This window comes from Paraglaciecola sp. 20A4, from assembly GCF_011378905.1.
In the GTDB taxonomy this organism is placed as follows: domain Bacteria; phylum Pseudomonadota; class Gammaproteobacteria; order Enterobacterales; family Alteromonadaceae; genus Paraglaciecola.
Map to the genome: position 1 here is coordinate 259,601 of NZ_WTPY01000003.1, position 13,289 is coordinate 272,889.

At 41.5% G+C, this 13,289-nt stretch carries 13 protein-coding genes; 2 read left to right on the forward strand and 11 right to left on the reverse strand.

The genetic code is table 11. From position 1 onward, the window contains the following. Nucleotides 1-65: 65 nt before the first annotated feature. Nucleotides 66-1,253, forward strand: a complete 1,188-nt coding sequence (locus tag GQS54_RS05540; protein ID WP_205967642.1) for an alanine--glyoxylate aminotransferase family protein — start codon at nt 66-68, stop codon at nt 1,251-1,253. Continuing rightward, nucleotides 1,253-2,482, forward strand: coding sequence for an allantoate amidohydrolase (locus tag GQS54_RS05545; RefSeq protein ID WP_166423015.1), 1,230 nt, complete (start codon nt 1,253-1,255; stop codon nt 2,480-2,482). The genes GQS54_RS05540 and GQS54_RS05545 overlap by 1 nt, the downstream gene beginning before the upstream one ends. A gap of 94 nt (nt 2,483-2,576) precedes the next feature. On the opposite strand, the gene GQS54_RS05550 is transcribed toward GQS54_RS05545, so the two are convergent. The 11 genes from GQS54_RS05550 to GQS54_RS05600 all read right to left on the reverse strand — a co-directional run bounded on the left by GQS54_RS05550 (nt 2,577) and on the right by GQS54_RS05600 (nt 13,281). Continuing rightward, complete coding sequence (locus GQS54_RS05550; protein WP_166423016.1) at nt 2,577-2,888, reverse strand: cupin; 312 nt, start codon at nt 2,886-2,888, stop codon at nt 2,577-2,579. A gap of 33 nt (nt 2,889-2,921) precedes the next feature. After that, a complete protein-coding gene (locus GQS54_RS05555; RefSeq protein ID WP_166423017.1) occupies nt 2,922-3,542 on the reverse strand; it encodes a flavin reductase family protein in 621 nt (206 codons plus the stop codon). Nucleotides 3,543-3,652: 110 nt separating this feature from the next. Further along, nucleotides 3,653-4,573 (reverse strand): glutaminase, encoded by a 921-nt coding sequence (locus tag GQS54_RS05560; RefSeq protein ID WP_166423018.1) that lies wholly within the window; start codon nt 4,571-4,573, stop codon nt 3,653-3,655. Nucleotides 4,574-4,658: 85 nt separating this feature from the next. After that, on the reverse strand, nt 4,659-5,234 hold the full coding sequence (locus tag GQS54_RS05565; RefSeq protein ID WP_166423019.1) for a GNAT family N-acetyltransferase: 576 nt from the start codon (nt 5,232-5,234) through the stop codon (nt 4,659-4,661). A gap of 18 nt (nt 5,235-5,252) precedes the next feature. After that, nucleotides 5,253-6,728: a molybdate ABC transporter ATP-binding protein ModF gene (gene modF / locus GQS54_RS05570; protein ID WP_166423020.1), complete on the reverse strand. Its 1,476-nt coding sequence runs from the start codon at nt 6,726-6,728 to the stop codon at nt 5,253-5,255. A 61-nt stretch (nt 6,729-6,789) separates the two neighbouring features. After that, nucleotides 6,790-7,212 carry a MarR family transcriptional regulator gene (locus GQS54_RS05575; protein ID WP_166423021.1) on the reverse strand — a complete coding sequence of 141 codons (423 nt, stop codon included), beginning with the start codon at nt 7,210-7,212 and terminating at the stop codon, nt 6,790-6,792. A 370-nt stretch (nt 7,213-7,582) separates the two neighbouring features. Next, a complete protein-coding gene (locus tag GQS54_RS05580; protein ID WP_166423022.1) occupies nt 7,583-8,344 on the reverse strand; it encodes a glycosyltransferase family 2 protein in 762 nt (253 codons plus the stop codon). 145 nt (nt 8,345-8,489) lie between these two features. Beyond that, nucleotides 8,490-9,617, reverse strand: coding sequence for an alanine--glyoxylate aminotransferase family protein (locus GQS54_RS05585; RefSeq protein WP_166423023.1), 1,128 nt, complete (start codon nt 9,615-9,617; stop codon nt 8,490-8,492). 376 nt (nt 9,618-9,993) lie between these two features. Beyond that, on the reverse strand, nt 9,994-10,518 hold the full coding sequence (locus GQS54_RS05590) for a gamma carbonic anhydrase family protein (RefSeq protein ID WP_166423024.1): 525 nt from the start codon (nt 10,516-10,518) through the stop codon (nt 9,994-9,996). A gap of 13 nt (nt 10,519-10,531) precedes the next feature. Next, nucleotides 10,532-11,386: an acyl-CoA thioesterase domain-containing protein gene (locus GQS54_RS05595; protein WP_166423025.1), complete on the reverse strand. Its 855-nt coding sequence runs from the start codon at nt 11,384-11,386 to the stop codon at nt 10,532-10,534. A gap of 32 nt (nt 11,387-11,418) precedes the next feature. After that, nucleotides 11,419-13,281, reverse strand: coding sequence for a protein kinase (locus tag GQS54_RS05600; protein WP_166423026.1), 1,863 nt, complete (start codon nt 13,279-13,281; stop codon nt 11,419-11,421). Nucleotides 13,282-13,289 lie beyond the last annotated feature (8 nt).

The following is a 13,289-nucleotide window of genomic DNA, read 5'->3' on the forward strand; positions in this document are numbered from 1 at the left end:
AATTATAATTTAACGTCGGAGCACAACACATAGTGAAAAACCTTACTCCCCCTCCTCGCCTTCTTATGGGACCTGGACCAATAAACTGTTATCCCCGGGTGTTGAGTGCCATGTCTACCCAACTGATTGGTCAATATGACCCCGTTATGACTGGCTATATGAATGAAGTTATGCACTTATATCGAGATGTGTTCGCTACTAAAAATAAAGCCACATTACTGATAGATGGCACTTCTCGTGCCGGAATTGAAGCAGTCTTGGTTTCTTGTATTGAACCTGGCGATAAGGTATTGGTGCCTATATTTGGTCGTTTTGGCCACTTGCTTAAAGAGATTGCAGAACGTGCTGGCGCCGATGTGCACTGTATCGAAGCAACTTGGGGCGAAATATTTGAGCCCCAACAAATAGAAGATGCGATAAAACGGGTAAAACCTAAAGTGCTTGCGCTAGTTCAAGGTGATACGTCCACCACTATGTTGCAGCCTCTTGAGCATATTGGTGAAATTTGTCGACGCTTTGATGTTATTTTTTATTCTGACGCTACTGCTTCGATCGGTGGCAACCCATTTGAAACAGACAAATGGCAACTTGATGCAGTCTCTGTGGGATTGCAAAAATGCTTAGGCGGACCCAGTGGCAGTGCCCCTATTACACTTAGCGAACGTTATGTGGATTTAGTGCGCGGGCGTCAACACGTTGAAGCAGGCATAAAGGCGGACCATCACAGTGCAGGCACAGGCAGTCGTATTCGTTCTAATTATTTCGACATACCCATGATCCTTGATTATTGGGGGGAGGAACGTTTAAACCATCACACTGAAGCGACATCAATGCTTTATTGCGCCCGCGAATGTGCAATTACCCTACTCGAAGAAGGTATTGAGGCATCTATCGCTCGCCACAAATTACATGGCCGCGCTATGCTAGCAGGCATTCAGGGTATGAATCTTAAAGCTTTCGGTGATCTGTCTAACAAGATGAATAACGTCGTTGGTGTATATATACCCGATGGTGTAAATGGCGAACAAATTCGTCAGCAGCTACTTCATGATTTCAATATTGAAATTGGCACCAGTTTTGGGCCATTGCATGGAAAAATTTGGCGTATCGGCACAATGGGTTATAACGCCCGCCAAGATACGGTACTACACACACTACAGTCACTCGAGACGCTACTTCGCCGAGCTGGGCACAAGCTTCAACCGGGCCTAGCAATAGATAGTGCGTTTAGTATTTATAGTGAGAAAGGTTAATGACCACATTTGCGCCTTATGCAATTCAGACCTACGAGCGCTGTGATGTGCTCGCGCACTTTAGTCAAGATCCAGACTGCATAGATAGGCGATATTTAACGCCGGAGCATTTGCAAACCAATCGTCAAGTTTCACTGTGGATGGAACAAGCCGGTATGACTACCTGGCAAGATTCAGCAGCGAATCAATGGGGTCGCTATTCAAGTACCAATCCACAAGCTAAAACGCTGGTGATCGGTAGTCATCTAGATACGGTCCCCAATAGCGGTAAGTACGATGGCATTCTTGGTGTTTTGGCGCCGCTAAGTTTAATTCAATATTTGCATGATCATCATATCGAACTGCCATTTCATCTTGAATTAGTCGGTTTCGGTGATGAAGAAGGCACTAGGTTTGGCGCAACACTACTAGGCAGTTGTGCTGTAGCAGGCACTTGGCAGGAAAAATGGAATACCCTAACTGACGAAAACGGAATATCACTAACCCAAGCTTTCACTGATGCAGGGTTAGATATTAACGAAGTACATACAGCTGCGCGCAACAATGCCAATACTGACGATTTTTTTGAGTTTCATATAGAACAAGGACCCGTCCTTGAAGAGCAAGATTTAGCCGTGGGTGTTGTTAACGCAATTGCAGGCGCTAAACGTTTTACCGTAACGTTAAAAGGTTTAGCGGGACACGCGGGCACGGTGCCCATGCCCATGCGTCAAGATGCACTGGCTGGTGCAAGTGAGATGATTCTAGCGATTGAAAAAATAGCCACGCAAAAGGGTATTGTAGCAACAGTTGGGTTCCTTCGTTGCCTATCTGGTGCGGTTAATGTGATTTCAGGCGCGACGACATTTAGTCTGGATATTCGCAGTATTGATGACACATTGCGCGATGAAACACTTAATGAAATTATCGAACAACTTCACATAATTGCAGATAAACGGCGTATCAAGATGGATATCACGCCTACCCATCAAGCACCGGCAGTAAAGTGTGATGAACGCCTACAACAACGCTTACTAGATGCAAGCGTAAAAAGTGATGTTCCTCAATTTATTCTAAGTTCCGGTGCGGGGCACGACACCATGGCAATGGCGGCAATCTGTCCCGTTGCGATGCTCTTTATGCGTTGCGAAAAAGGGTTAAGTCATCATCCTGGTGAAGCGATTACGGTACGCGACATTGAAATCGCATTAGGCGTTATGTCTGCGTTTATCGAGGATTATAGCGAATAAGCAAACGGGTCAACCCGAACGATAAAAAGGTTGACCAACGTTTTGTAATGTAATTAACACGAGCGGCATGTTTACATAATTGATCACAATAATGTTAGATACTGCCTTCACTTTCTATAACTAAAATTCTAGCTTCGCCTATAGGACTAGCAACATGCTCGGTACCTTCATTGGCATAAAAAATATCGCCTGGGTTGAGTAAGTCTGTGTGCACTACCCCATCATGTTTATACTGTATTTCAACCATACCATCTAGCACCGCAAATACTTCCTCCCCCTCATTCACATGCCATCGATATGGTTCGTTAGTCCAATGTAACTTGGTCGTAATACCACTCATATTAGCAATTTTTAGTGAACCCCAAGGAAGTGATGCGGTAAATTTTTTACTTCTAATAATTTCCATATATTCCTCTTTAAATTAACTGCCCGGGCGCCTTTATTGTGGCCTATTTATGGTAAACCTCTGTGCAGAATCAATATTAAAATAATCACCTGCCCCACCGCCACGTAATATTGGCTTAGCTGCAGCTGTGTTATAAACACCATCTTGAATAAATGCTGTATCAATATGCACGCCAACAACTTCTCCTAATACCATCCATGTATCGACCAATTTACCGTTAGCACCAGTTAACTGAATGATCTGGCTTTTACGGCATTCTAAGACCGAGGGACTCGCCGCAACATTGGGAACATTGATGATTTTAGATTTCCGTGTTTTTAAACCAGCGAACTCAAATTCGCTTTCATCACTGGGTAAAGCCGCACTGGTTTGATTCATTGCGTCCACCAATGATGCAGAAACAAGATTCCAACAAAACTCGCCGGTTTCTTGAATGTTTTTAACGGTATCTTTGTACCCTATACTGGCAAAACCGATGATGGGAGGATGATAGTTAAAAGCGTTAAAAAAGCTATATGGCGCTATATTTAATATGCCAGTTAAACTTCTTGTCGAAATCCATCCGATAGGACGTGGCGCGACTAATGCGTTAAATGGATCATGTTTGAGACCATGGCCCTGACTAGGTTGATAGAAATGGCTGTGCTCCGACATATAATAATCCTTGGAGATACTGTTAAAAACCAATTAAAGGTGTGGACGGAATAGACAAAAATAAACCGTATCTTATTATTTTATAAACTTATTTTAGAAAATGAAAATGATTAATAGCCAAAAATGGACCAACCAGTTTCCTGGACTAACATTTCAAGTGCTTCGGTACCCAATTTACTATTACCAATTTTATCTAAGCCCGGTGACCACACTGCAATTGACGCTTTGCCCGGGGCAATGGCTAAAATACCACCTCCAACACCACTCTTACCCGGCAGTCCAACGCGATAAGCAAATTCGCCTGACCCATCATAATGGCCGCACATAAGCATCAGAGAATTAATACGTCTGGCACGGTGCTCAGGAACGACGCGCACGCCGGTGCAATGATTAGTACCATTTGATACCAGAAACATCCCCGCTTTTGCCAGCTGCTGAGTGTTCATAGAAATAGAGCAATGATGAAAATACGTGCCCAGCACTTTCTCGACTGGATTATCCAACCGCTCAAATGAGTCCATAAAATAAGCGAGCGACGCATTTCTACTGCCAGTATTCATTTCAGACTGAGCCACTTTTTCATCAATGGAAATACTATCGTCATTGGCAATAAAGCGCACAAAATGTAATATTTCAGCAAGAGACTCTTTCGGTGCGTTTTGGCCCATTACGGCATCAGCTATAGCAATAGCACCTGCATTTATAAAAGGGTTACGCGGGATCCCGCTTTCATGCTCAAGCTGAACAATGGAATTAAATGGATCACCAGAGGGTTCGCGCCCAACACGTGTCCATAATGCATCCCCTAACTTGCCAAGGGCGATCGTTAAAGTAAATACTTTAGAGATGCTTTGAATAGAGAATAAGGTATCAGCACAGCCTGAACTATAGACGTGCCCGTCTTGAGTAACGATGGTTAATGCAAATTGATTAGGATCTACGCAGGCTAACTGCGGAATATAGTTAGCAACTTTACCGCGATCCGTACGCGCGCACATTTTTTGATATATATTATCAACGATTTTTTGCATTATTACGCCTTAGATAGATGCGGTATTTTGAATGACATTCACGCCTAAGGTAAGTACTCTTTCCTTATCGCATAGGGTTAAAGCGTTATTGTGATAGCAAATGACAACATTGCATCGAAACTTTCTTCTGCCCCTTGTGATTTTCTGCTGTCAACGCCGGTAACCTGTTCTCTTTGTCATTAATATCAGCTGTAACGGCTTGCGCACTTGGTAGCCATTGACTCCCTACCTCTGTAAATCCCATACGTTGGTGGAATTTTGCTGAAGGGATATTAGACGGTACAACATTATATTCACATACCACACGCTGACAGCCACGAAGTAGCGAAAATGAGAATAAATCACGATATAAAGCGTGCCCTAATTGTTTTCCTTGGTAGCGGATATCAAGCACAATACGATCGATATACATAAAGTTATCGTAATGCTTTTTAAACCAGCCATAGTTTTCATTGATGTATTCACTTTCTGGGCACATCACTAATAAAAAACCAGCAACGGCATCATCAACTGTTATCACTCTATGATAAGCCGAAAAGCCATGTAATTTAGCTATATCCACAAGGTTCATGGGGCTGGTATGAGCAACCTCTGCTTGGTTGAGGCCGATAATACGCACAAAGTCAGCCTCAGTAACTTCTCTGATACGGATATTATTCATGGTTTTGCTGCTCGTAAGCTAAGCATTAATCGAGGCATAATATATTTTCGAGCCCGATGAGCCCCCTTCTAATTCAATGTGATTGTGAATGCCACCGATAACATCATCGCCATGGTGATTAACGTATATAATGGATGTCTTATCACTCAAAGTAATCGTTTCGATTACCGCCAAAACTCGCTGACGATTGATTTCATCAAGTCCATTGCAAGGCTCATCTAGAATAAGTAATGGGGGATGCTTAACCATTGCCCTCAATATAAGCGCTAACCTCTGATCACCAAATGACAACTGCTGAAACGGCGTGTTTTCATATTCTATTAAGCCACCCAACGTCAGCCATTGCTTGGCCAGATAAGTTTGTTTTTTAGAGGGTTGTTGGTACAAACCAATACTGTCATAAAAACCAGAAAGTATAACGTGCAGCAAGCTACAATTCACTCTGTAAGATAGATGGAACGCATTGGAAAGGAATCCAATATTCTGCTTAATATCCCAGATACTCTCACCGGAACCACGTTGATAACCAAAGACATAAATATCATTTACGTATGATTGTGGATGATCACCTGATATGAGTTGCAATAGACACGTTTTACCTGAACCATTTGGACCACTTAATTGCCAATGCTGACCACACTTAATTTCCCATGAAAGATTTTCTATTATCGCGCCCTGAGGATAACGAATATTGACAGATTTCAGTGAAACAATTGTATCACCTGGCTTATAATGGTTACGCGTAATATCATGATCTGACTCAGGGAGAATGAAATCATCGTGTTGTAAGCTCAATAATCTTTGCAAATCCCCTATCGCATCAATGTCATTTGCGTTCACGGTAGACTGCAATTGACCTTGTACAACGAGTGCATAATGGGTGACAAATGATGGAATTTCAGACCAACGATTTAGCACAAACACAATACATATATCCTGGTGTAACTCATTTAAGAGCCGACGCAGATTATCCTGCATTTTGCTGTCCAAGCCATCAAAGGGTTCATCCAAAATTAATAAATCTGGCTGTGAAAGTAACGCTTTAATTAGCAATAATTTTCGTGTTTCACCAGTCGAAAGATCGATGAAATTTCGCGTCAATAAATCTGAAAATTCGAATAAATTGAGCAACCTTTTACACCCAGCAGAATCCATGATTTTGCTGTTGTCTGGTAAATCTTCACACAATATCTGCTTAACGGTACTCGGTGTGGATACAACATCTAAAATATCGGCAGAGTCTTTTTCCCGCTCTTTGTCAATCAACGCTTGTTGTGCCTCGTAGGAAACCAGCGCAATGCGTTTAAACGTCGTGGTTAATGTGCCGTTAATTATCTCACCGTGTCCAGCAAGCAACGCTGCTAATGCAGATTTACCCGCGCCATTTTGCCCCACTAAAACCCAGTGCTGCCCTTGCTCTAGTGACCACGTTACGTGCTTTACGCTAAATTGTTGTGAAAAATCGACACTAATGTCCGATAAATGAATACTCATGAAGGTCCTTGACTACCAATACAGTGATAAATACATGACGTGCTCGTGGATGCTGCTACGCTCACGTTAATTTGTTTAGTACTTCTAATACAGTAGCGAGCTGTTTTTGGCTTATATCCTTAACTGATTCGTCAAACGTGTTTTTACAGCTAAGGAAAGCGTACTTATATATGTCGCGTCCTGTAAACGTGAGTTTAACTAAGCTTACCCGTGCATCACGACTATTTTTTTCTTTTTCAACTAAATGAATTTTCTCCATGGGTGTCAATAAACGTGTAATACCTGACGCAGTAAGGTTAACAGCTTCGGCTAATTCAGTGCGGCTCATCGTTTGATTCTGTGCATAATTTAAATGATGCAGCACCATAAACTCGCTCAAACTTATACCGTGTACACCCAGTACGCGGTCTGCTTTTTTCGTCAGTTTCCACACGCTTCCCGACAGTGAAAATAATAAGGCTAAAGAGGAAGGGAGTTGTTCCATGCTGATTATCTCCAAGTAAGAAGCAAATAAGATAGTGTCAATGAGCCCACTTTAACGTAAATAGATAAGTAACACAAATCATTGACTAATCAAGCATACCGCAAATACCAAACAACAATAAATCAACCATTTATTAAGTTTGCGAATTATATTAGTCATACTAAAAAACTTCTTAAGCCCACATTAGATTGACCCACAGAGATAGTTAGTACTTGCGTATTTTTATTATTATGAAAATAAGTTAGTAAATTTTTGATGTTTTTTTTAAAAATAAGGATTGATATTGAGAATATTTATTAGAAAAAGAAAAATGTGTGATGACCCTCGCAACCTGATAATGCGAGGGGGAAATGAAGATTAAGCTATGAGCCTACTTATTTGATAAGTTCTTAAATTTTAAAAAGTTGTACTTATTAAAGGTATACTGCATTTGAATTGTAGCGACTAAATATCCATGGTAACCGTCCAAAAAACCCAGTTGAATAACGTAATGACGTATAAAGGCAAAAAGAGAGTGTGTAATGATTGATAATCCATTCACTTTTTTACCCTGCTCGAACTTGCCTTTAGCCCAAGCTCTCGCGTAACGATTACGTTTATCAATGTATTCTTCTAATGAATCAAAGGTATAATGATAAAGATTACCTTTTATGTCTATTTTTTTAGCTGATTTACAAGAAACAGTCTCATGTACGAGTTTGTCATTAAAGCCATAATTTTTTTTATTAAACAATCGGACTATCCTGCTAGGATACCAACCGCTGTGATATATAAACTTTCCACAAAAATGTGTTAGTCGGTTAATACGATAAACTGTTTGATCATTTAATGAATCAAGCTGATTCAATAGCTCATCTCTTAGTTCGTCGCTGACCACCTCATCTGAATCAAGTGACAACACCCAATCATTAGACGCTTTACTTACCGCTAATTGCTTTTGAAATCCAAATCCTTGCCAATCGGAGTTAACAAATATTTTGTCCGTATACTCAGACACAATTTCGATAGTTTTATCTGTACTACCTGAGTCAACAATCACAATTTCATCTGCCCACCTCACAGAATCGAGGCAGCTTCGTATAATTCGCTCTTCATTTTTACAAATAATAACTACAGATATTTTATTTTTCATTTATACCGTCAAATACTCGATTGGATAATGCCCAGAAGTTTTTAATTGTATAACAGTTAATTCACTAGCGTATAGAGTGGGGTTTAATAAACTCTGATTGAAATCTGACAGACCCAGAATAGGGTCTGTCTTGCTATATGAAGAATTAACGTTTTAAAACGCTTGTTAGCGCACTAACACAGTAATCTACGTTTTTCTTATTGCAGCCATAGCCCATAAGCCCTATGCGCCATACTTTACCGGCTAACTCCCCTAACCCGGCGCCAATCTCAAGGCCGAATTCATTGAGTAACTGATCACGAACCTTCGCATCATCAATCCCCTGAGGAATGCTCACCATATTGAGTTGTGGCAGGCGATACGCTTCTTCGACAACAAACTCAAGGCCGATATTTTCTAAACCCGCTTTTAATGCCAGGTGCATGTCAGCATGACGCTGCCAAGCCGATTGCAGACCTTCATTGTGCAAAATACGCAGTGCTTCGTGCAAGGCGTATAAGCTATTGACCGGAGCGGTATGGTGGTAAGCACGTTTACCACCTTGTCCCCAATACCCCATGACTAATTCCATGTCTAAAAACCAACTTTGCACTTTAGTTTTGCGGCCTTTAATGACCTCTACAGCTTGTTGACTAAATGAAACGGGAGATAAACCTGGCACACATGACAAACACTTTTGTGTACCAGAATAAATAGCGTCTATCTGCCAACCGTCAACATCAAGTTCTATTCCCCCTAATGAGGTCACTGCGTCGACAATGGTTAGGCAATTATATTGTTTGGCTAAAGCACAAAGCGCTTGTGCGTCATTGCGCACCCCTGTAGATGTTTCAGCATGCACAAAAGCGACGGCTTTAGCATCTGGATTCGCTTTTAATGCGTCTTCTAGCTTATTTATATCGGTTGGCTTGCCCCACGTATCTTGCACCATAATGGCAGTCGCGCCACATCGTTCAACATTTTGTTGCATGCGCCCACCGAACACGCCATTTTGGCAAACAATTACTTTATCACCCGGTTCGAGTAAATTGACAAATACGGCTTCCATTCCTGCTGAACCTGGTGCCGACACTGGCATAGTCAACTGATTTTGTGTTTGAAAAGCATATTGTAATAACTGTTTTACTTCGTCCATCAACTGTATAAATGCGGGATCCAAATGACCCAACGTCGGACGTGAGAGTGCATTTAATATACGCGGATCAACATCTGACGGTCCCGGACCCATCAATGTTCTAACAGGAGGAATAAAAGTGTGAAATTGCACTGTCATGAGTAGCTATGCCTTATTTTTACTAATTTACCGATTATATTACCTTGATTGACTCCTTCAACAAGGCTTGCATATCCGACATAAATAAGATGAATGGAAAAATGTAGTGATATAGGAGTTTATGAATGCTTATTATTGTTAACCTGATGGTAATAAAACAACTCAAACTTACAAAGGTAATAAACTAAGGAATAAATTAGTAAAAACCAATAACTAACCTACACTTTATTTGAACATTGGAAATAGTTAGCGTTAGGCTCTTAATTGAGCCGTTCCCTTAGACTCGGATCGATTATTATGATCCGAGTTTTTTTTGCCTTGATACTAAAAAATCTTGCCAAACGTTAAACTCTTGAACGAACACTAATTATTAAAACTATGCTTGTTGCGGCGTTAAATCCCGTAAAAAACGCTTGGCGTTTTCAACGTAATGCTTTCCTGAGGCCTCTAACATTTTCTTTTGTTGGTCAGGAATACTTTTCACTATCTTTGCTGGTGAGCCCATCACAAGTGAGCCATCGGGTATCACCATATTTTCTGTCACAAGACTGTTTGCACCAACAACACAGTGCTTACCTATTTTAGCGCCATTTAAAATAACGCTATTGATACCGATAAGTGTGAAGTCTCCCACATCACAGCCGTGCAACATCACTTTGTGGCCTATCGTTACCCCTTTTCCTATAGTCAGCGGTATGCCAACGTCGGTGTGCAGTACACTACCGTCTTGTACATTACTGCCCTCGCCAATTGAAATAACATCGCAATCGCCACGTAATACTGCGTTAAACCAAATACTGCTGTTATCAGCAAGTTTCACCTTACCCATTACATGACTGCCTGGTGCGATAAATACATCTTTTCCAACACTGACGCGATCATCGCCTAATGAATACAACATGTTTACTCCTTATTCAAATTTTACGCATCAATCCTTCTTGCATAGTTGATGCAACTAGCTTTCCTTGACGGTTGAAGAATTGCCCCCGAACTAAGCCTCTTGCGCCCCCACTAAACGGACTTTCCGCGCAATATAATAACCAATCGTCAAAATCAAACGGATGATGAAACCATACAGCGTGATCAATAGTGGCCATAATTAGGTTTTTATCTCTTACCGAGACATCATGAGGCTGAGTAGCGGTAGATAAAAAATGGTAGTCAGATGCATAAGACAGCATGGCTTGGTTTAGATGTACATTACCGTGCAACACTTCTTCTGCTTTCATCCAAATATAGCGTTTTGGTTCATGTATCCCTGAAGATGCAGAGTCAAATTGCTGTACAGAGCGCATATCAATGGGTTTGTGGTATCCAAGCGCCTCTCGCATACGCGTCGACATGCTTTCTGGCGCCACCTCATCAAACATGGTATCTCGTGGCAATGATTCTGGCGAAGGTACATCCGGCATAACGGCAAATTGATGCTCTAAACCCGGCTCAGGCTGCTGAAAGGAGGCTGTCATATAAAAAATACTGCGACCATTTTGAATAGCTTTGATTCTGCGCGTTGAAAAACTACGCCCATCACGGACTGTCTGCACATCGAATACCACTGGCTTTTTCGCATCGCCTGGCAACAAAAAATAAGCATGAAATGAATGAGCGACGCGTCCCTCTGGTAATGTGAGTTGTGCAGCAGCAATGGCTTGCCCCATAACCTGCCCACCAAACAATGCGCGAAAGCCGAGATCCCAACTTTGCCCACGAAACAAACCTTCCTCTATTTTTTCTAATGTTAATAAATCTACTAATTTAATATCGCTCATAATCTCTCAAAAGGTTTCAATAATAATGGCTGTTACTGGATTTTATCCGCGACCGTTACCCGATCTGCATAGGGATTTCTTGGATAAAACTTATCAGGTAAATGGGCTTGATGCTCGAAAAAACGCGTATCTTTATAAGGTAGTTTCATAAAACCTGACATACCTACCCCGTTTATCGTTGGCACCAGGTTAATAATTTCATTTAGTAATGTTTTAAATTCATCTACCGCTGAATGATCTAACAAGGTGTAATAGCTATGAATTTTTAGATGGGTTGGCAACGCCTCGAATATAATACAACCTGTATGGTGTATGGCGTTTAACTGATGGATAATGCTCATCAGTTCATCAGGCAATGTCAGAAGCTCGTCAGGATCGGCCCCATCTTCAAAGTAAGAATGCATTCTACTTTCGTCTTCTTTAACGGACGTTTTATTCAGCTCATAAGGAATATGTGTACCAGATTCAGGAATAAACGGCGCACTCTCATCATCTCGTTCAATATGAAGGGTATCCCGCGCATTAAACATACAGCTTTTAAACACCCCTACGCGATGAATAGATCGGGCCAACGTCACGATATTATTAACCGTTGCATCAAACGCACTTTTTAATGCAGGATCATAGATATTTAAACTTGAATCGATATAGACCCCTTGCGGTGCCCAGCGCACAGCTAAACCGCCAACCACCGGATATTTACCTAATCGACTCACCTCTGAAATAAATGCTTTTTCAGTTTCCCCCATACCTTGCAAGTAGTTTTTATAATAACGTTCGAACTGCTCGTCGTTAAGATAACGAAGCTGCTCTGTACTTTGATATGCTTCAGCTCGTAGAAAGGATTTACGTGAGCTATAAACCACCGTGTCTATTTCTCGTGCTTTTGGATGACACCAGCCTGGAATAAGGGGGGCGCTAAGGGGCGGATCTTTGGGGTGAAATACCATGTTTTTCAAATAATGAGTATTGTTCAGTAAATAATCGCCGCCCTGTGCCCTTTTTTGTTCATCGTCACTGAGCATCGCTGTCAGTATCTCTCCTAGAATTTTAGGCAAACCAAGGGCATTTGGTCGAATGACCTGAGCACCAAACCGGCTTGACTGCCCAGAAGCTAATGCATACAAGGTACTTGCAAGGCCTTGTTCATCGAAGCGCGGTGAGGATAAATTACCACTCAATTGCTCTGGACCAATAAAATACACATCCCCTAAACGAGCATTGGTTTGTTGCATATCACTGGACATTAAATCCATCACATTATTTGCTAAATAATTACCCTGCTCGTCTAACTGTGCAAAGACCGAGGAACCCCAATCAATTAGGCCTACCTCTTCAGTCAGTGGGTCAAACACGATATTTGACGGCTTAATATCACCGTGAACAATAGGCTTTATTTGGCCGTTTTCAGTAAAAGTTCGTAACGTTTGTAAAATATCACTGAGTTGAACGGCTATTTTAACCACCAGCCGGGGTGATAAAGGTCCATACTCCAATGATATTTTTTCGAGATCCTTTCCCTTTGCGCGTTGCATTACCAAGATAGATTGCTTTTTAACTCGCTGAAACTCTATTAATCCGGGCACATGAGGGTGCCTAACGTGACCCAGCATATAGGCTTCTTCTTCAAGGCGGTCTTGTACATGTTGCGGTAAATTGGCCCGAGAGAATTTAAAAACGTACTGTTTTTCTTGATCTAACTTTGGGGTACCGGCAAATGCGAACCCAAAGGCTCCTTTACCAATCAACTCAATATCTCGATAGCCCAACCGCTCAAGTTGCTCGGTACATAACTTAAACCAAGCCTTGAGCTTTTGCGCATCTTTATGGGATAGCAAATAAATAGATTGCTCGTCCGGGATATAAAAGTGTTTTAGATCAGTTTGGGAAACCATGTGGATGA